Origin of the sequence: Aliamphritea ceti (assembly GCF_024347215.1) — a bacterium.
Taxonomy (GTDB): Bacteria; Pseudomonadota; Gammaproteobacteria; order Pseudomonadales; family Balneatricaceae; genus Amphritea; species Amphritea ceti.
The window spans coordinates 679,444-701,452 of the sequence record NZ_AP025282.1 but is presented as its reverse complement, the minus strand read 5'-3'; the positions used below and the strand labels follow the sequence as shown (position 1 = coordinate 701,452).

General features: G+C 47.5%; 25 protein-coding genes. 5 read left to right on the top strand and 20 right to left on the bottom strand.

Features of this window, described 5'->3' with window-relative positions; genetic code table 11:
* Positions 1-19: 19 nt before the first annotated feature.
* The 11 genes from OCU49_RS03185 to OCU49_RS03130 form a co-directional block, all read right to left on the bottom strand.
* Positions 20-1,213: a methyl-accepting chemotaxis protein gene (locus OCU49_RS03185; protein ID WP_261843585.1), complete on the bottom strand. Its 1,194-nt coding sequence runs from the start codon at positions 1,211-1,213 to the stop codon at positions 20-22.
* 20 nt (positions 1,214-1,233) lie between these two features.
* Positions 1,234-2,295 carry a protein-glutamate methylesterase/protein-glutamine glutaminase gene (locus OCU49_RS03180; RefSeq protein WP_261843584.1) on the bottom strand — a complete coding sequence of 354 codons (1,062 nt, stop codon included), beginning with the start codon at positions 2,293-2,295 and terminating at the stop codon, positions 1,234-1,236.
* Positions 2,296-2,310: 15 nt separating this feature from the next.
* Positions 2,311-2,928 carry a chemotaxis protein CheD gene (locus tag OCU49_RS03175; RefSeq protein ID WP_261843583.1) on the bottom strand — a complete coding sequence of 206 codons (618 nt, stop codon included), beginning with the start codon at positions 2,926-2,928 and terminating at the stop codon, positions 2,311-2,313.
* Entirely contained in the window at positions 2,928-3,767 is an 840-nt protein-coding gene (locus OCU49_RS03170; RefSeq protein WP_261843582.1) for a CheR family methyltransferase, read from the bottom strand. The genes OCU49_RS03175 and OCU49_RS03170 overlap by 1 nt, the downstream gene beginning before the upstream one ends.
* Positions 3,768-3,848: 81 nt before the next feature.
* Entirely contained in the window at positions 3,849-6,194 is a 2,346-nt protein-coding gene (locus tag OCU49_RS23685) for a methyl-accepting chemotaxis protein (protein ID WP_272885314.1), read from the bottom strand.
* A gap of 32 nt (positions 6,195-6,226) precedes the next feature.
* A complete protein-coding gene (locus OCU49_RS03155) occupies positions 6,227-6,736 on the bottom strand; it encodes a chemotaxis protein CheW (protein WP_261843581.1) in 510 nt (169 codons plus the stop codon).
* Positions 6,733-9,207 carry a chemotaxis protein CheA gene (locus OCU49_RS03150; RefSeq protein WP_261843580.1) on the bottom strand — a complete coding sequence of 825 codons (2,475 nt, stop codon included), beginning with the start codon at positions 9,205-9,207 and terminating at the stop codon, positions 6,733-6,735. The genes OCU49_RS03155 and OCU49_RS03150 overlap by 4 nt, the downstream gene beginning before the upstream one ends.
* Positions 9,208-9,213: 6 nt before the next feature.
* The gene (locus OCU49_RS03145) at positions 9,214-9,576 is read right to left on the bottom strand and encodes a response regulator (RefSeq protein ID WP_261843579.1); all 363 of its coding nucleotides are present in this window, start codon (positions 9,574-9,576) and stop codon (positions 9,214-9,216) included.
* A gap of 26 nt (positions 9,577-9,602) precedes the next feature.
* A complete protein-coding gene (locus OCU49_RS03140; RefSeq protein WP_261843578.1) occupies positions 9,603-9,893 on the bottom strand; it encodes an STAS domain-containing protein in 291 nt (96 codons plus the stop codon).
* Positions 9,894-10,233: 340 nt separating this feature from the next.
* Positions 10,234-10,425 (bottom strand): hypothetical protein, encoded by a 192-nt coding sequence (locus tag OCU49_RS03135; RefSeq protein WP_261843577.1) that lies wholly within the window; start codon positions 10,423-10,425, stop codon positions 10,234-10,236.
* 87 nt (positions 10,426-10,512) lie between these two features.
* On the bottom strand, positions 10,513-10,767 hold the full coding sequence (locus OCU49_RS03130) for a hypothetical protein (protein WP_261843576.1): 255 nt from the start codon (positions 10,765-10,767) through the stop codon (positions 10,513-10,515).
* Between the two features lie 220 nt (positions 10,768-10,987).
* On the opposite strand from OCU49_RS03130, the gene OCU49_RS03125 reads away from it, so the two are divergent.
* On the top strand, positions 10,988-11,200 hold the full coding sequence (locus tag OCU49_RS03125; protein ID WP_261843575.1) for a hypothetical protein: 213 nt from the start codon (positions 10,988-10,990) through the stop codon (positions 11,198-11,200).
* 176 nt (positions 11,201-11,376) lie between these two features.
* Entirely contained in the window at positions 11,377-11,682 is a 306-nt protein-coding gene (locus OCU49_RS03120) for a c-type cytochrome (RefSeq protein ID WP_261843574.1), read from the top strand.
* Between the two features lie 48 nt (positions 11,683-11,730).
* Here OCU49_RS03120 and OCU49_RS03115 read toward each other — a convergent pair whose 3' ends face one another.
* Both OCU49_RS03115 and pomA read right to left on the bottom strand, forming a co-directional pair.
* Entirely contained in the window at positions 11,731-12,681 is a 951-nt protein-coding gene (locus OCU49_RS03115) for a flagellar motor protein MotB (RefSeq protein ID WP_261843573.1), read from the bottom strand.
* A gap of 5 nt (positions 12,682-12,686) precedes the next feature.
* The gene (pomA, locus tag OCU49_RS03110; protein ID WP_261843572.1) at positions 12,687-13,445 is read right to left on the bottom strand and encodes a flagellar motor protein PomA; all 759 of its coding nucleotides are present in this window, start codon (positions 13,443-13,445) and stop codon (positions 12,687-12,689) included.
* A gap of 250 nt (positions 13,446-13,695) precedes the next feature.
* Between pomA and OCU49_RS03105 the strand changes: the two genes are divergently transcribed.
* From OCU49_RS03105 to dxs, 3 genes are read left to right on the top strand one after another with little or no spacing between them, the layout of a single operon-like run.
* Positions 13,696-13,935, top strand: coding sequence for an exodeoxyribonuclease VII small subunit (locus OCU49_RS03105; RefSeq protein ID WP_261843571.1), 240 nt, complete (start codon positions 13,696-13,698; stop codon positions 13,933-13,935).
* 3 nt (positions 13,936-13,938) lie between these two features.
* Positions 13,939-14,823, top strand: a complete 885-nt coding sequence (gene ispA / locus OCU49_RS03100; protein ID WP_261843570.1) for a (2E,6E)-farnesyl diphosphate synthase — start codon at positions 13,939-13,941, stop codon at positions 14,821-14,823.
* Between the two features lie 25 nt (positions 14,824-14,848).
* Positions 14,849-16,630 carry a 1-deoxy-D-xylulose-5-phosphate synthase gene (gene dxs / locus OCU49_RS03095; protein WP_261843569.1) on the top strand — a complete coding sequence of 594 codons (1,782 nt, stop codon included), beginning with the start codon at positions 14,849-14,851 and terminating at the stop codon, positions 16,628-16,630.
* Between the two features lie 73 nt (positions 16,631-16,703).
* Here dxs and ribA read toward each other — a convergent pair whose 3' ends face one another.
* The 7 genes from ribA to thiL all read right to left on the bottom strand — a co-directional run bounded on the left by ribA (position 16,704) and on the right by thiL (position 22,003).
* Positions 16,704-17,324 carry a GTP cyclohydrolase II gene (ribA, locus tag OCU49_RS03090; protein WP_261843568.1) on the bottom strand — a complete coding sequence of 207 codons (621 nt, stop codon included), beginning with the start codon at positions 17,322-17,324 and terminating at the stop codon, positions 16,704-16,706.
* A gap of 160 nt (positions 17,325-17,484) precedes the next feature.
* On the bottom strand, positions 17,485-18,834 hold the full coding sequence (locus tag OCU49_RS03085) for a sensor histidine kinase (RefSeq protein WP_261843567.1): 1,350 nt from the start codon (positions 18,832-18,834) through the stop codon (positions 17,485-17,487).
* A complete protein-coding gene (locus OCU49_RS03080) occupies positions 18,831-19,493 on the bottom strand; it encodes a response regulator transcription factor (RefSeq protein ID WP_261843566.1) in 663 nt (220 codons plus the stop codon). The genes OCU49_RS03085 and OCU49_RS03080 overlap by 4 nt, the downstream gene beginning before the upstream one ends.
* Before the next feature lie 88 nt (positions 19,494-19,581).
* Positions 19,582-19,911: a PepSY domain-containing protein gene (locus tag OCU49_RS03075; RefSeq protein WP_261843565.1), complete on the bottom strand. Its 330-nt coding sequence runs from the start codon at positions 19,909-19,911 to the stop codon at positions 19,582-19,584.
* 53 nt (positions 19,912-19,964) lie between these two features.
* Positions 19,965-20,306 carry a hypothetical protein gene (locus OCU49_RS03070; RefSeq protein WP_261843564.1) on the bottom strand — a complete coding sequence of 114 codons (342 nt, stop codon included), beginning with the start codon at positions 20,304-20,306 and terminating at the stop codon, positions 19,965-19,967.
* Between the two features lie 237 nt (positions 20,307-20,543).
* Positions 20,544-21,032 (bottom strand): phosphatidylglycerophosphatase A family protein, encoded by a 489-nt coding sequence (locus OCU49_RS03065; RefSeq protein ID WP_261843563.1) that lies wholly within the window; start codon positions 21,030-21,032, stop codon positions 20,544-20,546.
* Positions 21,032-22,003, bottom strand: a complete 972-nt coding sequence (thiL, locus tag OCU49_RS03060) for a thiamine-phosphate kinase (protein WP_261843562.1) — start codon at positions 22,001-22,003, stop codon at positions 21,032-21,034. The genes OCU49_RS03065 and thiL overlap by 1 nt, the downstream gene beginning before the upstream one ends.
* Between the last annotated feature and the right edge of the window lie 6 nt (positions 22,004-22,009).

Below are 22,009 nucleotides of genomic sequence, written 5' to 3'. Positions count from 1 at the left end.
GAAAACTAAACGTCCTGACTCAGAACAGTTCAATTTCGCCTTCATCCATATCATTCTGTGCCACAGTACGGCCTTCATTCCGTGTCTTGGCAGTTACCCTCAGCTCTTCACAACGATGCTGACAACGCAGGGTCGCCGCTGTATCAAGATTACCTTCCGGTGTTGTCATTTCATCCACCAGCGTCGCAATCTCATTCAGCGAACTTACATTATGTTCCATTGAGTTCAGTGCCTGAGAGGCAATATCCTCAAACTGCAGTGAACGTACGGCGTTATCCACCGTTGAATCGATTTGCTTACTGAGCTGCGAAATCTCAGTTACTTTAGAATTCATGAATTCACCATTGTGAGCCATGAAATCAAGCATTTCAGTCATTTTCTCTTTGGTACCTATAGTGTCACTCAGATCTGTGGCAGCCATTCCTGATACCGTGCTTCGCAAGGTATCAATTGTGGATCGTGCCGACGCCATTTCCTCACGAATTTTGTTATTCAGGTCACCTGAATTCACTGACAGTGTTCTCACTTCATCGGCCACCACCGCAAAGCCACGTCCAGCTTCACCAGCCCTTGCGGCTTCAATGCTGGCATTCAGCGCTAACAGATTTGTCTGGCTGGCCAGCCCCTCAACATTTTCGATCAGACTGAAAATACCATCCAGCTTCTCCACCATGTCGTCTATGTAATGCACAGTTTCCAAACTGTTTTTGCTGACATTAACCATTACCTGTACGAACTGATCCAGAATCGATCCGGTTTCATTGATAAAAGTCTGAATGTTGAAATCTTCAGCAGTGCCGTGGCTTTCTTCATCTTCAGTGCGGGTAATAATCTGTGCTGTCAGATCAGACTGTTGGCTCGTGAGTCCATGCAGGCTGTGAAAACTGTCTGACATCAGGGTAACAGCTTCTTTAATCAGAGCATCAACACGGGCAATTTCCTGATTAACAATGGTTGCTTCATGGGTAAGCGTCTCTGAAAGCTCTTCCATTGCATGCTTCAGTTCACCATCAACGTGGTCGTCATGAATGACGACTGCTTTAGCTTTAACCTCAGCCGGCGACTCATTTCCTATTAAGAATCCAACTCCACCGGTTAACACTGCAGCAATGGCAGCCCAGATGATAATTTGCGATACAGGCAACAACTGAGCCAGTGCAAGTAACAGCGCTCCAGCTATAACTAATCCTGCTAAGGTTTTCTTTTGCCACATAACACAGTACCTCACTTCAGCTAACGGTTCAGATGTTGCATTAACCGTTTAGCTATATTTTGCAGTGCAACCACATCCTTAGCTGCACCATATTTTACAGCGGCTCCAGGCATCCCCCACACCAGGCTGGATGCTTCATCCTGCACAATGGTATGCGCACCGGCATCAGCCAGTGATTTCATCGCTTTGGCTCCGTCTTCCCCCATGCCCGTTAACATCAAGGCTGTCACATTGGCCGGCGCTATTTCCATTAATGAATTAAACAAAACCTCAACCGACGGCTGATGGCGGTTAACCGGACCACTGTCATCCAGCCGGCACATCATTCTCAGCCCCTGCTTTCTGATTTTTAAATGCTGGTCACCCGGCGCGATGTATACATGCCCGGTTTCCAATACATCACCATCTTGTGCTTCTTTAACCGTGAGATCGCATACTGTATTTAAACGATTGGCAAAACGCTCACTGAAACTGGCAGGAATATGTTGAGTAACAACAATCGGCGGCATATTCGTCGGCAAACCGATCAGCACATCGCGCAGCGCTTCTGTACCACCGGTTGATGAGCCCACCGCAACCACCCTAAACTGATCCTTAGCCTGGCCTTTTGCAGAAAGTGCCGGTGCGGCAATTCGATCGGCAGGCTCAACACGGGTACGGCGAAAACGTAACTTCTGACTCGCGCTCGCTGCGGCTTTCACCTTACTGATAAGGTCTGTCTGAAAACTTTCTAAATGGCTGTCAGAGCTGGAAGCCATCGGCTTACCAATAAAATCTACAGCTCCCAGCTCAAGTGCCTGTAACGTCACTTCCGCGCCTTCCTGAGTAAGGGTAGATAACATCACTACCGGCATCGGATTCAGTTTCATCAGATTACGTAAAAAGGTAATGCCATCCATTTTTGGCATTTCCACATCCAGCGTCAGCACATCCGGACGCAGTTGCTTAATCTTGTCCCTAGCATCATAGGGGTCGACAGCTTCACCCACGACTTCTATATCAGCATCGGCAGACAACATCTCATTAATGACACTGCGAACAACCGCAGAATCATCAACAATCAGCACTCTGGTTTTTGGCATAAATAACTTTCCTTATTAAAAAAGTTCCACGTCAGAGTCATCTAGGTGACAATCGACATCCTGACGGTACGAACGCTCTTCTTCGATCAGACGCTGATCATCACGATGATCCATGCGATTCACTAACATGCGACCTTCCTGAGGGAAGTACGCTACTTTACGCGCCTGATCGCCGCCAAAATCCGCCGCTAATACTTTTAACTGCTCTGCGGCGACATAATCTTTAATAAAATCGATATTCTGCTGCCCTATACTGGTAATACCCTGCATCATATCGCCACCACCTGTCAGCTTAACCTGCAGATTTTCGCGGCGGCTTCCCAGTCGCAGCAGACCATTTATCAGCTGTTCCATTGCGAACAAGCCATAGCGCATAGAACGTCCGCCATCATCAGCGATTGAACTGGCTGGCAACATGAAATGATTCATACCACCAACTTTTAACTTCGGATCAAAGATACAGGCAGAAATACAGGATCCCAGCACCGTTGTCAGTACGACCTTTTCCTTACTGATACAAAACGCACCGGGTTGCACTTTAATGGCATAACATTCCCATTTCGGTTCCCAGAACGCCCGCATATCTTCGAATCCGGGTAACGCTTTGGGCGCAGCAGGTTTTGTTGCAAGCATCAGTTTACCTTCCTGTAAATTGTCTTCCCCATCAGCTCAAAATTGCTCTGATGACGCGCAAGGGCTTCCGAGTGCCCTACAAATAAATGGCCGCCAGGCCTCAGTAAATTCGCCATACGTTTCAGTAAACGCGCCTGCGTTTGCTGATCAAAATAAATCATAACGTTACGGCAAAAGATGAAATCAAACGGCCCTTGCATCGGCCATTCATCCATCAGATTTAAGTGCTTGAATGTCACCATTTGCTGAAGTTCCGGACGTACCTTCACCCGGCCATCATTATGGTTTTTACCTTTCAGAAACCAGCGGTGTACCGTTTCCTCAGGCAACGCTTTAACGCGACCCTGTTCATATACCCCAGTTCTGGCACTGGCGAGCACTTTTGAATCAATATCCGTTGCCAAAATCCGAATGTCGCAGCTGGCTGGATCGATACCGGCTTCCAATAGACTTATTGCCAGACTGTAAGGCTCTTCACCAAGTGAACACCCTGCTGACCAGACACGTAAACGTTGCTGTCCGCTATTTTTCAGCGCTGGAAGAATCTGATCTTTAACGTAATCGAAGTGATGCCTTTCGCGAAAGAAGGCCGTGAGATTGGTGGTAAGAGCATTAATGAACTGCGTGAATTCTGCCGGAGAGCTATCCAGACAGCGAAAATACTCGTCAAAGCTATCCAGGCCCAGTTCACGTAACCGGCGCACCAGACGGTTGTAAACCATATCTTGCTTATGTTCAGCCAGCGCAATTCCTGCGTAATCATAAAGCTCTTGTTTAGCTTTATTGAAATGTACGCCCGTAAATTCGAACTCACGCTCTGTCGTTACTGTTGTTGCCATCCATTAACCTCAATAATAGGGTTGCCTGGCCTACTCAGCGCGCCGGTTAAGCGCGCCCTTTCCTGATTTTTAATTCAGAAATCAGAACTCTTCCCATTCTTCGCTACTAACTTCTGCAACCGGTGGTGCAGTTCTTACCGCTGGCCGCCGTGTTGTTTGACGACTGGCCGGTTGTGGCGGTTCCGCAACCAGTGAACGCACCCGCTCCATTCTTACGCTGGTATTAACTGTCTCGTTCATACCGCTAACCCTGAACGCACTCACCAGACGCTGTAACTGTTCCGCCTGCTCTTCCATGGAAGAGGAGGCCGCTGCCACTTCTTCCACCAGTGCGGCGTTTTGCTGTGTACCTTCATCCATTTGGGTGACAGCCATATTTACTTCTTCAATACCAATAGCCTGTTCACGGCTGGCCGAAGCAATTTCGCTGATAATGCTGGAAACATTCTTAATCGCACCCATAATTTCATCCAGCGCTCTGCCAGACTCATCTACAAATACACCGCCTTCTTCAACTTTTTCGACACTGTCGCTGATCAGTTCTTTGATTTCTTTTGCCGCACTGGCGCTACGTTGTGCAAGGTTACGCACTTCTGATGCGACGACCGCAAAACCACGACCCTGCTCACCCGCGCGGGCAGCCTCAACCGCAGCATTCAGTGCCAACAAATTCGTCTGGAAAGCAATCTCATCAATAACGCCAATGATCTCGGCAATCTTGCTGGAACTGGCACTGATATCCCCCATAGAAGTGACAACACGGGTAGAAATTTCACCGCCCTTTTCAGCCAGTAACTGCGCGTTCTCTGCCAGTTTTCTTGCTTCATCAGCATTGTCTGCATTCTGTTTAACCGTGCTGGTCATCTGCTCCATGCTGGCGGCAGTTTCTTGTAAGCTGGCAGCCTGTGTTTCAGTACGCTGGCTTAATGTCGTGTTACCGCTGGATATTTCAGATGAACCGGTGGTAATACTGGCACCCGCACTGCGAATTTCACCGACCATGTGTTCAAGCTTACGAATCGAGCTATTCAGCGCCTCGTTCAGCTCTGCAAATTCGCCATGGAATTCACCGTTCATTTCCTGAGTCAGATCACCTTTAGCCAGCGCTTCCAGCACACTTTTAACTTCTCGCATGGGTGCAACAACTGCATCCAGCATCTGATTAACACCGCCAGCAATATTTTTCATAAAGCCATTGTATACGTCGACATCCAGGCGCTTATCCAACTGCCCCATCGACGCTTGCTGAATCAGTTGCTCAACCTCGTTTTCAGCAATCAGCTGATCGGTAACGTCCGCCCACTCAACAACAGTTCCAAGACGGTCACCCTGTTCATCAATTACCGGGTTAGCGATCAGCGTAAAGGTTCTGCTGCCGACTTCAATCTGGCTGTTATATGTGGACTTCAGTGAGTCGAGCATACGACGCTGGTGATCAGGGTTTTCATGGAAAATATCAAAATTAGCGCCCACCAGAGCATTAGCATCAAAATCAGGCAGCTGCTCGCGAATATCTGCTTCAGCCTTGCCCATCATCCGAACCACGGCATCATTACAATAAATGATCTCGCCTTCATTATTGGCCAGCATCACATTCGATGAAACGTTATCTAATGCAACTTTAATCCGCTGTGCCCGCTTCGCTTCTTCTTTAGCATTATTCACTTCAAAGCCAAGCTTAACAGCCAGCATTTTCACACTGCGTTTCAGCTCACCAATTTCACCGGGTTCTTCAATCGGAATAGGTTCAAGGTAATTACCTTCGGAAATATCCCGCATATGCCGTTGAGCATCTTCTGCCTGAGAAATAACATCTTTATTGAGTACCAGTTTCGAACCAAAAGCCATAATAAGGTAGGCCAGCAAAGGCCCTGCCATCAACGCTTCTGCTGGCAGCTTCATAGTGTAGATAACAGCATTTACGACCAATGCCGCAATCAGACCAAAGCCTGTATAGCGATTCAGTTTGCTCTTCAGGTTAGTCGGTTTAATGTTTGCAGGATTTGGCAGATCTGTCGCTTTATTACGCAACTTAGAATACAGAGCTTCAGCGCTATCAACTTCTGCCTGGGTTGGCCGTGTCCGGACGGACATATACTCAACGATTTCGCCATTCTTAAAGACAGGTGTAACGTTTGCTTTTACCCAATAAAAATCACCGCTCTTACAACGGTTTTTTACCAGCTTACTCCAGGGACGCCCAAGCTTAAGAGTTTCCCAAAGATCTTTGAAAGCTGCTTGAGGCATCTCCGGATGGCGCACCAGATTATGATTTTTACCAACCAGCTCATCTTCACTGAAACCACTCACTTCAACGAAGTCAGGATTTGTATACGTTATAATGCCTTTCAGGTTAGTTTTGGTAACCAGCTCCTGACCGTCTCTGAGTTTGACTTCTCGATCAGTGACCGGCTCATTAATCTTCATGCTTTCTCCTTATACAAACCTTTACAGCGCGTCTAGCTGGCGACAGAATCAGCAATGGCTAACTCGCCTGAATTCATTAACTGATCAATATCCATCAGCACTATCATTTTTTCATCCTGAGCAACCAGACCAGTAATAAACTCAGAGTTAATTACACCACCAATTTGCGGTGAAACCTGTATCTGGTCGCTAGCAAGTGTGTATGTTTCGGCAACCGCATCAACGATAATTCCCATGACACGTTCACCATTTTCATTCTGCACATTGATCACGATGACAACTGTGGTGGGCCCATATTCAAGTGCAGGTAAACCAAAGCGTAAACGCAGATCAATAACCGGAATAATCGCACCACGTAAATTTAATACTCCACGCAAATAATCAGGCATTTCAGGAATAGGGGTAACCGGTGCCCAACCTCGCAGCTCCTGAACCCGCAGAATATCGATGCCGTATTCTTCATCTTCAAGTAAAAAGCTCAGATACTGCTGGCCATCCTGGCTATACATCAGGTCATCACCCAATTGCTCATGACTGTTCATGCGACATTCTCCCTGTTAGGCACAGCCTGCAAGTTACTGTTGCGCTTGTGAGCAGTATTCGCAATCTCAGCACTTAATCCACGTTTAATAATGCCGGTAACATCCAGAATCAGTGCAACGCCGCCATCGCCAAGAATGGTCGCGCCAGCAAAACCTTCAATAGGTTTAAAATTCACTTCCAGACTTTTAATCACAACCTGTTGCTGACCATAAAGCTCATCAACAACCAGCCCTACTTTCTGACCACCGTTTTCCACAATGGCGATCAGACTGCCGGCAAAGCCTTCTTCTTTTGGCTCGGGCGGTAATTTAAATAGCGCGCGCATCGAGATAAGCGGAATATATTCGTCGCGGAAATGCAGCAGCTTATTCTCACCGGCAATGGGACTTAGCGATTTTTTATCCGCCTGGAAAGTCTCAACAATCGATACCAGTGGCAAGATATAGGTCTGGTCATGAACTCTGACTAACTGTCCGTCAAGAATCGCCAACGTTAGCGGCAACCTGACACTGAATTTGGCACCGTTACCAGGATCAGAACGGACACTGACATTGCCACCCAGCGACTCAATATTTCGCCGTACAACGTCCATGCCAACACCCCGGCCGGACAGGTCACTGACTTCTTCTGCTGTTGAGAAACCAGGCTTAAATATCAACTCATCAATTTCCTGATCGGTCAGCGCCTGATCTTCTGAAATCAATCCGTTTTCCAACGCCTTCTGACGAATTCTGGCAGTATTCAGACCACGCCCATCATCAATGATATCAATCACAATCACGCCCCCCTGATGGTAGGCATTCAGCTGTACGGTACCGGTTTCGCTTTTGCCTGCCGCCAGACGCTCATCCGGTGTTTCCAGCCCATGATCCAGTGAGTTACGAATCAGGTGTACCAGCGGGTCACCAATTTTTTCCATAACTGTTTTATCAATTTCAGTCTGTTCGCCGGAAATAACCAAATCGACCTGCTTACCCAGCTTACCACTGACATCGTGGACCAGACGTGGGAAACGGTTAAAAACGAAACTGATAGGTAGCATACGTACCCGCATTACATCTTCCTGCAAATCCCGGGTATTGCGCTCCAGTTGCTCAAGGCCACTTTGCAGGCGCTCAATATCTGCACCTGTTGAGTCCATCAGCTCCTGACCAATCTGCCCCAGCATTGCCTGTGTAATAACCAGCTCACCTACCCGGTTTATCAAGGCATCAATTTTATCTGTATCCACCCGAATCGATGTGCTTTCTGTCGCTTTAGGCTTGCGGGCAACAGCCGTTTTTTCAGGCGTAGTTGCTTTGGCCGCTACCGCAGGTTGTTCTGCAACAGCAGGAACCGGGGCATCAGCAGTGGATTCAGGTATAGCGGGGATAGCAGGAGTTGAATCAGGACTTACAGCGCTTTCATGTACGGCATCTCTATCGTTCAAAGCGCCGGCATTAACAGAAACGTTGTCTGGCGCAGCAGAGCTGAGCGGTGCAATACTAATTTCGCACTCATCCTCAACCCACTCAAATATTTCTAATACCTCTGCATCTGCACACTCAGATTCAAGTGTCAGTTGCCAGGACAGGTAAATCAGCTCAGGATTAAGCTCAGCCCAGGCCGGCAAATTCTTCAGATCAGGCTCTACCAATAGTTCACCCAGTTCTGACAGAGTTTCCAACATCAATGATGGTTCATTACCTGTCTGAACAATGTCCTGTCCCGGAATAAACTCAACGGACCAGCCAACAGCAGCGGCCGACGTCAGCTGACTGACTGTCAGGTCACATTCGTCCTCAACCCATTCGAAAATCTCTTTAACGTCTTCCTCACTGCAATCTGAAGTCAGCTCAACCTGCCAGTTGATATACAAAAGTTCAGGATTCAGATCTGCTAATACCGGCAGAGAATCACAATCAGGCTTAACGCTTAATTCACCATAATCAGCCAGGGCTTCAAACATAAACGCAGGTTCATGCCCCTGCTGTAATAAATCCTGATGAGGATCGAAACCAACCAGCCAGCCACTCGGCTGATCAGCTACGTCTATTATTTCACTGAGGACGTCCAGCGCAGGTTCTGCTAATACGCTTTCATCAGGTGTTTCACCTAACGCAGCTTCAAGCCCTTTCTGTACGCTGGCAAGCATATCAGGATCAGCGTCAGCGCCTCCCTGAACGGATTCCAGTAGCGCCTTAATACAGTCAACGGATTCAAGCAAAAGATTAACCAGCGGGCCTGTCACAGCCTGCTTGCCACTGCGCATTTCATCTAACAGTGTTTCTACACGGTGAGTGAAGTCTGCAACTTCATTAAAACCGAAGGTGCCGGCTCCCCCCTTAATGGAGTGAGCAGCACGGAAGATGGTATTGATCGTTTCTTCGTCTGCAGAGTCCATATCTAACAGACTCGACTCCATGACTTCTAAACCTTCGTAGCTTTCTTCCAGGAAGGTTGCAATAAACTGCGACAGATCAATACTCATAGGCGATCACCGTACGACGCGTTTGATTGTGCTGATCAACTTCTCAGGATTAAACGGTTTTACCAGCCAGCCTGTAGCACCGGCACTTTTTCCCTGCTGTTTCATGTCAGCGGAGCTTTCTGTTGTCAGCATCAGAACCGGGGTAAATTTAAATGCCGGAAGTTTACGCAGTTCTGTACAAAGCGTAATGCCGTCCATGATTGGCATATTCACATCGGTAAGCACCAGATCAAAACGGCCGCCTTTTGCTTTTGTCAGTGCTTCCTGACCGTTTCCGGCCTCAACAACCTGATAACCTTCCTGTTTCAGGGTAAAGGTCACCATATTTCGCAATGAGGTTGAATCATCAACAACGAGGATGGTCGACATATGATTTTCTCCGTAATCCGTTATTTTTATGCTGACTCAATTTGCAGCATGGGTGCCAATCCCAGCTGGCGAGCGACTTTATCCAGTTCTGTCGAACGGCTTAGCCACTCAAAATCAATATTTTGTGATTGCAGCTCTTTAATAAATACAACTAATAGCTGAACTGCTGCAGTGTCGACCCGGGTCAGGTCAGCAGCATTTATAGAAATCGAAGAAGATGATTCCAGAAGATCTGTGAATTTATCTTTCCATTCACCGATATTTACAATTGAGATCTCTTCCGGCAACTGTAACTCATCCTTGGTTTCATTCGTCATATGCTATCTCTCAATTTTCCGGGTACTACTTTGTTATCTCGGCTTTGCTCCTGCTAACTTGAGCAAGAATAATTGTAGATATAAATGTGTTACACAAACCTGCTTAAGTCAAAAAATCAATCACTTAGCTTACTCACTTTGGTGAGTAGATCAGCTTGTAATACTCAGATTTTCAGCATCAAAAACAGCAGATATTCTCCCATCTCAAACACTTACGAGCAGTTACCCTTTGTTATTACAGCACATTTAAATCTCAGGAAATGTAGACGTATATTTCAGAAAAGAAAAATCAGGCGAAAAAAAAGCTGCTATAAAAGCAGCTTTTTGAATATGTCAGGTATCAACCGCGGCGATCTGCCGGAGAACCCATACGTTTACGCCCGGCGAAATCAGGCGAAACATCGGTACTACGTACATAACCTACAACACAACGTTCCGGATCGATAACATCGCCCAGTACCTGCTGCCATTTTTCAGCATTCAGCACTACATGGGAAGAATCGCTGAAATACAGCCATTCATTTTCTACCATGCTTTTTACTTTGCGACGCACCGTCTCGTAAGGGATGCCTGTAGCAATACTAATAGAGTGATTATTACAGGAGAAACCAGGTACCGCCTACTTCGCCTCTTCATCTTCACGTTGACGCAGCGCCCACAGTGAGATTACGTTAAAAATAATCGCGGCTTTGATGTCACCGTCAAACACCCGGTAACAGCGAATCAGAAAATCGGTCGAAAACGATACGAATCCCAGTTTCTGTGCTAATTCTTCCGCATCAAAGCAAGATCTCAGGTTTGTCGGGTTCCCCCCAACAGGTGAAGACTGATCATGCCGATTTGAAACGGTCGTAGAAGTTGCATTTTTATCCATGTTATTCCCCAGCCAGCAGCTAACAGCGTTCCGTTGCTATGTCAGATTCTTGTTAATTAAACAGATCTTACAATTATTGTATGACTTTTAACATATACCAACAAAGTATCCCTATTCAAGAAAATACCACTCTTTCCCTAATGAAATTAGACCATTGCAATGATTTTGTCACATCTTAGTGCTAAAACTGAAACTCAGAATTAGCCTAAGGATTAAAACAATGACGATGAACTCATTGCAACAACAGATACTTCAATTGACCCGTAAGGGCTTAAGCTTAAATGAAATTCTCGAAATGACAGATGCTCCAGCAGAGCTGGTCCGACAACTGCATACACAGAGTTTCACACAGCATAAACACCGTGACGCCAAAGAACATAACCAACATCATCAGGCAATGTACGCGATGCAACTTGGTGCCACACGTAATTAATCGGCAGGTTGCCGGAAAATTTAAGCTTTCCTTGACACAGATTCACATCTAAAGCGTTCTGACTGTTTACAGACGCCTCTCAGACTTTCTAAACTGACCCTAGCATAGAAGCTCATGAACCGATTTCTGTGTACACCTTTACTCTAGCCAAAAATTAGAGACCTCAAGGAAATACAATGAAAAAACTATTACTTGCAGCAACTGCTGCTGCCCTTATGACACCTGTTGCCGCCTTTGCAGAACGTGACGGTACAACTGTATATAACACTTATTGCCTGGCATGCCACATGACAGGTGTTGCTGGCGCACCTAAAGTCGGCGATGTAGAAGCATGGAAAACCCGTGGAGAAAAAGGTATTGACGGCCTGCTAGCAACAGCAAAGAGCGGTCTGAATGTTATGCCGCCAATGGGTAACTGCCAGGACTGTAGCGACGGCGAGCTGTCTGCAGCTATTCAGCACATGCTGGACAACTCTAAATAAGCTTCACTGCAGATATAAAAAAACCCGGTCAATACCGGGTTTTTTTTATCAGAATACTTCCTGAGGAGTCAGTGGGCCGAATGTTTCGGCATCCCCCGCTTTTATCTTTTCAAGCGCTTCAGGGTCGGCCCCCTTCTGCACAATAATCTCAACACGACGGTTAGTGCTTCGATTTAAAGACGTATCGTTTGGCGCCAGAGGTTTGGTATCCGCGTAGCCAACAACATTAAAGCGAGACTGATCAATTCGGGGATCTGCAAACAACTCATGTCCTACAGATAACGCCCGAGCAGTCGACAACCCCCAGTTAGACTCATACTGGCCACCTGAGACAGGAATATTATCCGTATGTCCTTCAATTGCTACCTTGCCACGTACTGTCAGCAAAACATCCCGAATTTTGGCCATCACAGGAATATAAGCAAATTTCAGTTCTGCAGAACCTGAACTAAAGGAGCCTTTATCCTTAACTCGGATAATAATTCTTTTGCCGTCGGTCTCAACTTCTACACTGCCCTGTCCAATTTCTGACTGGAGTGCTGCCGCAAAAGAAACCGCATCCTGCTTAGCCTGAGCTTCCGCCTGAGCTTCAATTTGTTCCAGCAGTTCCTGCAGCTCTTCCTGAGTTTCGCTCTTTTCTTCCTCACTGATTTCAGACTCACCTTCATTGGTCCGTATATCCAACGTTTGAAGATCATTATCAGTGGTCATCTGCCGCACTTCATTCAACGGCGTAGGTTCAGGGCGCCCGGGACTAAATTCCTGAGCGATTATGCTGGTACCTTTCGGAATATCAGCAACTTTAACCTGATTCTGCACACCAAAAGCTTCACGCATAGAACCGGCAAGCTGCTTAAACTTGAGCACATCCATTTCGGAGAAGGACAACAGTAATACGAAGAAGCACATTAGGAGCGACATTAAGTCGCCAAATGTTGCTAGCCAGCCCGGTAACCCCGCGGGGCAGGGGGGGCATTTCGTTTCTTCTTCATCACTCATGCGCGTTACCCTTCAGCCACTGCCCGTTTTTTCTCAGGCAGATAGTTACGCAGCATCTGCTCGATTACCCGAGGGTTTTGACCCGCCTGAATGGCTAGCAAACCATCAATAATGAGCGACTGATTAAGTTCTTCTTCAGCTTTACGGCCATCCAGCTTATCCGCAACAGGCAAAGCAAACATCGTTGCCAGCATTGCACCATACAAAGTGGTAAGTAGAGCTACCGCCATTGCCGGACCGATCGATTTCGGATCACTCATGTTAGAAAGCATCTGTACCAGACCAACCAAGGTTCCGATCATCCCCATTGCAGGTCCGACATCACCCAGCGCCTTAAATATGTCACAGGCACTCTCGTGACGTTCAGTGGTCAGGGCTTTCTCTTTATTCAGCAGACCACGGACAATATCCGGATCATGGCCGTCCACCAATAACTGTATGCCACGCTGCATAAAGTCACTGCTGACAGTTTTATCTTCCAGCGACAGCAAACCACCTTTACGGGCTGCGTCAGCCAGATCTACTGCTTCAGTAATTATATCTTCAGGCTTTATGGACTTGAACATAAAGGCTTTACCCATGATTTTACCTATGCCCAAAAACTGGCCAAGGGTAAACTTCATAAGCACAACGAAAATACTGCCGCCCATTACGATCAACAACGAAGGCATGTTGACAAAAGCACCAACATCACCACCGGTGACCATCGCTGCGACTACGATACCAAATGCACCTAATAACCCAACGAGCGTTGCTAAATCCACTCTGTACTCCTCAGCGTCATAAATTCAAATCCACTTTGAAAAAGTTAATCCACATAGTGTTATCGCCCTCATCAGGCAAATACTTTAGCTTCATCCGCATAAAAATCTACAACAAGTAACAGGCAACATTCAAACGATTGATTAAGGCCCCTGCTTTACTTGCCCTATATCGTACTATTTACAGTACAATATGCCAGTCTAAATGAACCCAACACGCACTAAGCTGCTAGATTATTTGAGAATTTCGCTAATGCCTGCATCTAAGAAGCCCGTCGATTTCGAAACAGCACTTGGCCAGCTGGAAAGCATGGTTGAAGAACTGGAAAAGGGCGATCTAAGCCTCGAGCAATCTTTACAGACCTTCGAAGAAGGCGTCAAACTTACCCGTAATTGTCAAAGTATGCTCAGCGATGCTGAACAAAAGGTTCAACTGCTGATTAAACAAAACGGCGAACTGCAGGAAACGCCATTTGAGCTGCCGGAGGAATAACCGGTGGAGATGAAACAGCAGCTGGATAGATATCGAAACAGGGTAGAACAGGCACTGGAGCATCACATAGCGAACCAGAGTGCCGCGCCACTGTTACAGGATGCAATGCGTTATTCTTTGTTCAACGGCGGAAAACGTGTTCGTCCCCTACTGGTTTATATGGGTAATCAATTACTCGGCGGCAACCTGCAAGCTGCTGATGCCGCAGCCTGCGCAATCGAATGTATTCATAGCTATTCTTTAGTACATGACGATTTGCCTGCCATGGATGATGATGATTTAAGACGCGGCAAGCCTACCTGTCATATCGAGTTTGATGAAGCGACTGCAATCCTTGCTGGTGACGCCCTACAGGCTCTGGCATTCGAGCTGCTCAGCACCCCCACACATGATATCGATGCATCCACTCAGCTCCGGATACTTACGTCTCTGGCGCAGGGTAGCGGTGCAATGGGTATGGTTGCCGGCCAGTCAATTGACCTTAGCCACGTAGGCAAAGCAATGACGCTGGAACAGCTGGAGAATATGCACCGCCACAAAACCGGAGCGCTGATCTGTAGCAGTATTGAAATGGGCGCATTAAGCAGCGGCCAGGCAACAGCAGAAGACCTGCTGGCGCTAAATACTTACGCTCGCCATATTGGCTTAGCATTCCAGGTGAAGGACGATATTCTGGATATCGAAGGCGATACAGAAACCCTCGGAAAACCTCAGGGGTCTGATACCGAACAGGATAAGCCAACCTATCCGGCCTTGCTCGGAATGGCCGGTGCAAAACAAAAACTGGCACTACTAAACCAACAGGCCCATGCTAGTATCGAAAACTTCGGGGATGCAGCACAACCACTACACTGGTTGGCTGATTACATCGTCGAACGCCAATACTAATTCGCTGTAGAAGATTTCCACGCTGATGTTTTTTGAAATCCCAACAACACGCCCGGTTACGCCATTGCTCGATCAGCTTGATGATCCAAAGCAATTACGTACCTTACCAACTGATCAGCTTACCGAGCTTGCAAACGAGTTACGGCATTTTCTGCTGTACAGTGTCGGTCAGACCGGCGGACATTTTGGCGCAGGTCTTGGCGTTGTCGAGCTGACTGTCGCCCTGCATTACTGCCTGAATACACCGGATGATCACCTAGTTTGGGATGTTGGCCATCAAAGTTATCCACATAAGATCCTTACAGGTCGCCGTGAAGCACTACTGACAATCCGTAAAAAGGATGGTTTAGCCCCATTTCCTCGCCAGAGCGAAAGCCCTTACGACGCATTTGGCACAGGACACTCCAGCACTTCCATCAGTGCGGCGTTAGGCATGGCATTGGCAGACAAACTACAAAACATCGACAGTCATACCGTTGCCGTTATCGGCGATGGCGCCATGACCGCAGGCATGGCATTTGAAGCCCTCAATCATGCTGCGCATACCGGTAGTAATTTGCTGGTAATCCTGAATGATAATGATATGTCGATCTCCCATAACGAAGGTGGCCTGGCAACTTATCTGGCAAAAAACCTTAAAGACAATATGGGTGAAACCACAGCAGCACTGTTCGAAGCACTGGACTTTAACTACTCAGGCCCCATTGACGGCCACGATCTGCCAACCCTGATTACCGCTTTACAGCACAGCCTCGATCAGGCGGGCCCACAGTTTTTACACATCACGACGCTTAAAGGAAAAGGCTTCTCTCCGGCAGAAAAAGACCCTGTTGGTTATCACGCTATTGCTAAAATAGAACCAATAGACAAACCAAAAGCGAAAGGTAAACCAACCTTTGCTAATATCTTTGGTCAATGGGCAACCGATAAAGCAGAACAGGACCCCCGCCTGACAGCAATCACTCCCGCAATGCGTGAAGGTTCAGGCCTGGTTGAATTTTCCCAAAAATATCCAGAGCGTTTCTTTGATGTTGCCATAGCAGAACAGCATGCTGTAACTCTGGCTGCCGGTATGGCATTTCGCAACATGAAGCCGGTTGTCGCTATTTATTCAACTTTCCTGCAACGTGCTTACGATCAACTCATACATGATGTTCTGATTCAGAATCTGGATGTGCTGTTCTGTATTGATCGTGCAGGTCTTGTTGGTGAAGACGGCGCAACACACGCAGGCTGCTATGACATCAGCTATCTGCGCTGTATTCCTGAAATGGTTGTCATAACCCCCTCAGATGAACAGGAACTGCTTAACCTTCTGGAAACCGGATATCAGTATCAGGGGCCAGCAGCCATTCGTTACCCAAGAGGCAGTGGTACCGGACAACAGACACAACCGGCCACTCCGATCACCCTAGGTTCCGCCCGGGAAATTCGCCGCGGCAATAGTGGTGTTGCCGTTCTGAATTTTGGGCCGTTGCTCAGCCAGGCAGAAGCATTAGCTGAGGACATGGATCTAAGCATTATTGATATGCGCTTCGTCAAACCACTGGACCAGCAGATTATTCTGACATTACTGGCAGATCATCACACTCTGATCACACTGGAAGATCACGCTATTCAGGGTGGTGCAGGCTCAGCTGTCAGCGAATATTTACACAGCATCAACAGTCAGGTACATCTGATTAGCTTAGGCATAGCAGACCGCTGGATTGAACACGCAACCCGGCAGGAACAGCTAGCCGAATGCGGGCTTGATACCGAAGGCCTTCGTCAAGTAATCCGACCATTGCTCTGGCCGCAGGGTTAGCAATGCTTCAGACATAAAAAAGGCCGGATTATCCGGCCTTTTTTATGAATTTGAATAACAGCTACAACAAGCTTTATTTATCCTGAGGGTCTTCCTGGAAGTGCTGCTCAGTCATCATGTGGCCAAGCTTACCCATCTTCGTTGCCAGGTAGTCTTCGTTGTGACGATTCTTACCCACCTGCAACGGCACTCGCTTATCAACGTTTAGACCACTGGCTTGTAACGCTTTCACTTTGCGTGGATTATTAGTCATCAACTTCACACTGTTAATACCCAAATGCTCCAGCATCACCTGGCACATAGTGTAATCACGCTGATCAGCCTGGAAACCCAACTGCTCATTAGCTTCAACTGTATCAGCGCCGCCATCCTGAAGGTTATACGCCTTGATTTTATTCAGTAAACCAATGCCTCGACCTTCCTGACGTAAATATAAAATCACGCCACTGCCTTCTTCAGCTATCCGCTTCATTGCTTCCTGCAATTGAAAACCACAATCACAACGTAACGAAAACAACGCATCCCCCGTAAGACACTCAGAATGAATCCGTGCCAAAACAGGCGTATCGGCCAGCAACTCACCAAAGGTTAGCGCTATATGCTCCTTACCCGTTGCCCGGTCTTCAAAACCGACCATGGTAAATACACCCCAGGGGGTGGGCAGCTTAGACGAGGCAACATATTCAACAGACACAGGGAGTATTCCTTAATCAAAACAGGCGGGCATTCTATCAGCCCGACGAAACAAGCGCTAACTCTGAATACGACATAATCAGCAAGTCATCGACCTGCTGTATATATCCAATATCAGATACTCTCAATATGGGGGAAATTACTGAATTTTCAAGAGGAAATTATACTTCGACTAAATCCATATCCAACTGTCGGGGCAAGATAACTTGCACCTGTAAACCACCTAACGCCGCTGAGTGGGATAATCGGTAAGTACCCTGATACTGCCGGATGATTTCTGAAATAATACTCATGCCAAGACCATGACCAACCGTATCTTCGTCAAGACGTTCACCACGATTCATTAACCGTTCCAGATCTTCAGATGCCACACCCGGACCGTTGTCCGCAACTATAAGCTCAAGGCTCGCGTCATCCATACGTGCCACAATACTTATTTCACTGCGGGCCCACTTAGAAGCGTTATCCAGCAAATTCCCCATCAGTTCGACCAAGTCATCCCTCTCACCGGGAAAGTATGTCGTTGCTGAAACATCTAACTGGAAATTAATCGCTTTCTCACGATAGATTGCTTTCAGGGTACGGACCAGCTTCTCCAGCTCTTCCTGAATATAAATACGCTGCCCTGGTAAAGCTGCTCCGGCAATCCGGGCCCGGGTAAGCTCACGCTCCATCATGCCCCGCAAACGGGAAGACTGCTCTTGCATATCCTTACCCTGGCTATAACCAGCCTCAATCAGGGACTCTATCTGCCTGTCGATTACAGTCAGCGGCGTTTTAGAAGCATGCGCAAGATTACCAACAGCATTTCTGGAACGCTGTAAGCGCATCTCCATACTTTGCACCAGATAATTTATTTCTGTCACCAGTGGTTCAATTTCTTTTGTCTCAACCGCGGGTAACTGACGAATATGCCCGGACTTCAACTGTGCAATTTCGTGCCGGACCGCCTTCAAAGAAGACAACCCTTGTCTTATCACCCACACCTGAACAGCCAGCAATACTAATAGCAACAGACCACCAACCCCGGCAAACAGCCAGGTCAGCTGAGCAAGTGAAGCCTCAATGAAGCTGACATCTTCCGCCAGCGCTACACGAATTGCCCGCCCCTGTTTCATGAATTTGTTTTCATACACCAGCCAGGGGGAGCCATTCATCTCCAGCAAACGGATTCGCTCTTCACCTACATCCTGATTTTCACTGAGAGGGATTTTGGCGTCCCACAGGGAACGGGAAAAGAACCACTTATCGTCAACCGCTACCTGAAAGTAATGGCCTGACATGGGCTGTTCATATACGGAGGAGGTTTTATCCTGATCAAGCCGCCAGCCACTGCCTATATCCATGTCTACTGCTCGCAGCAGGGTATAGGCATCACTGGCCAGACGGGCGGATACAAAGTCATATGCCATCTGACGCAGAAACCAACCCTGCCCAAGCCACAGTACAACGAATAAAATAAGAGTAACCAGCACAAAGCCAAAATTTAGCCGTGCCTGAATAGATCTCAAGTAGGCTCTCCGAAGACATACCCCTGACCACGTTTGGTCTTGATCAGTTCTGCACCAATCTTTTTGCGCAACATCTTTATATAAGCTTCAACAACGTTACTGTCATTTTCAGTACCATCGTCATACATATGCTCAACCAGCTGCAGCTTAGACAATACCCGCCCCGGGTTATGCATCATATAACGCAACAGACGATACTCTGTTCCCGTTAACGAAACTTCAGCACCATCCCGGATGACCGACTGGCTGTTCTCATCCAGAGATAATCCAGAAGACTCAAGCTGTGAACTGATTTGCTGATTGGCACGGCGTAACAGAGCGGTCATTCGCACCAGCAACTCTTCGGTATGAAAAGGCTTACACAAATAGTCATCAGCACCGGCTTCGAAGCCATCAACACGTTCTTGCCAGGCACTTCGTGCAGTCAGAATTAAAACCGGAATATTGTTCTTTTTATTGCGCCAGTGACGCAACACATCCAGACCAGATTTATCAGGTAAACCAAGATCCAGAACGACAAGATCATAAATATCTTCTTCACCTAACGCCTGAGCATCTATGCCATTCACAGCCAGATCAACCGCATAGCCATGTTTCGCTAATGCCGCTTTCAGTTCAGGGCCTAAAGCCGGATCATCCTCAGCCAGCAATATCCGCATTCCGTTTCCTCTAGGTGGTAATCACTTGAATATAAATACTGACGTTAAGCGCTGAATTTAAATACTTAATATCAATACTGATTGTTAATTAAATACCTTTTTGCCCGTCAGTATCCAGGGTGTGGCTAATAGCGCCGGTACGGGCATCAACGTAAAGCATTTCAATCATACCATTCGTGCCGGCAATCTCCATTTCATAGATATACACAGCACCTTTTTTTAACAGACTGGTATCAATAATCCGCCCTTCAGACATATCTTTTACCAGCGCCATCAGTTCAGCCATAGACAGAATCTCGCCACTGGAAACCAGTTCACGACAATCCTCGTAGTCGAGCTTTTCAAACGATCCCATCGCCGCAGCGGAATACCCCTGCAGCATCAGCATAGAAAACAATAATATTCTTATAAATTTCATTCCGGCCCCTCATTGTACGGTATCAGCCAACCGCCAACGTCACTAACAAATTACTAAAACGTATAATACTTTGCACCCGCCAACAGCTGTTGCACTGTCAATCTGGATAAGGCGTCACCGGTATATGCATCGACAAAATCAATACGCACTTTGCCATGCTGATCACGGCGCTGTAACTGGTACATATAGCCCTGCGCATGCGGTATCAGATTCATACCCAGCATATCGTCGGATGTAGCCTGTATTCTTTCCGTCAGCTCAGCAACCGACAGTATTTCACTCTGTATCAGTACCGGTTGAGCCTCAAGAAAGCCAAAACGCTTTGTATCAGCCTGAGCAGTCAGGCTCAGACCCAGCAGTAAAACTGCCATTATTGCAGCTTGTATGTATCGCATATTCAGCCCACCTCTTTAAAAGACAGTTAGTAAGCTGGACTGGGAAACTACAGAAAAATCTCTGCAACTCCAGCCTCACGGAGAATATGTCGAACTTTGAAAGTATCAGCAGACAGGCTGCTGGAGGAACACAGGGGATGGTTCCGGAACATTTCACACGGAGTTCGGCAGACTCTGATGCAATATTAAAATGCTTATCTGAAATTAAACTGAAAGCAGCCGGCAACAGCCTTCCTGCTAGCCGAATACTAACCAACCGTAATAACTCGCCTGCAGACATACAAATGCCATGATACCCGCCAGCACATCATCCAGCATAATGCCCAAACCACCACTGACATGTTTATCCGCCCAGCCTATTGGCCAGGGCTTAACAATGTCGAAGAAACGGAAAAAAATGAAACCTAAGACAATCCACAGCCAACCTGCCGGTGCCAGAAACATAGTAATCCAGTAGCCTACAAATTCATCCCAGACTATACCGCCGTGATCATGCACTCCCATGTCAGCAGAGGTTTTACCACACAGATAGATTCCGATCAGGAAAGTAACCAGCAACACCAGCGCATAAATAGTTGCAGAAAGCGGCTCCAGCAATAAATAAAGCGGTACAGCCGCCAGCGTTCCAAATGTACCCGGCGCCTTCGGCGCGGCTCCACTGCCTAGCCCAAATGCTAAAAAATGTACGGGATTACGCCATACTGACGCAGGTGTCGTCTGCTTCATTATTCAGATATCTCAGAGAAATGATTAAATCCACGGGCAGTAACCGGCCGCTCACCGGTCGCATCTTTAACAAACAGACCATGCGACTGACGCACTTCACCGACGCGCCAGACAGGCACATCATGATGTACCAGACTATCCAGAACAGCTTCTTCATGTGACGCTGGGAGCGTAAAGCAAATTTCGAAATCTTCCCCACCGGAGCAGGCCCAGTCAATCGCCTGCTGCTCACCGGCAAACCGGCGTAAAGCGGGCGACAATGGCAATTCATCTAACTCTATGCAGGCCCCCACATTACTGGCCTTGAGAATATGCTCTAAATCAGCAAGCAAACCATCCGAAACGTCAATCGCTGCTGATGCCAGCCCTACCAGTAATTGCGCAGTAGTTAAGCGCGGTTCAGGGGCATAAAAACGCTGCTGTAGATAAGCCACATCAGAGTTTACAGAACTCTTCTTTAGCAAGGTCTCCAGTCCTGCGCGGGAGTCTCCCAAAGTGCCTGTAACGTACACCGCATCACCAGGTTTTGCGCCATCCCGCCGCAGTGCTTTACCCTGTTCAACCCAGCCATGTACCTGAACAGTCAGCGTTAACGGCCCTTTGGTTGTATCACCACCTACCAACCGAACGCCATGGCGCTCTGCCATACTCGCAAGCGGCTGAGCAAAGGCAGCCAACCAGGCCGGATCAGATTCAGGTAGAGTAATTGCTAACGTAAAAAAGCCGGGGCGGGCGCCCATCGCTGCGAGATCGCTTAAAGTAGCACCTAATAAACGCGTTGCGATCTGCTGAGGCGGCGTACCTGGCAGAAAGTGCGTACCTTCCACCAGCGTATCAATCGAAAAGACCAGCTGCTGTCCCGCCGGCGGAGAGACAATTGCGCAATCGTCTCCAACACCCAGCTCGACACAGCCAGAGCTGTCCTGGCCGAGATCAGAAAAATACTGGCGTATCAGTTCAAACTCGTCCAAGAACGA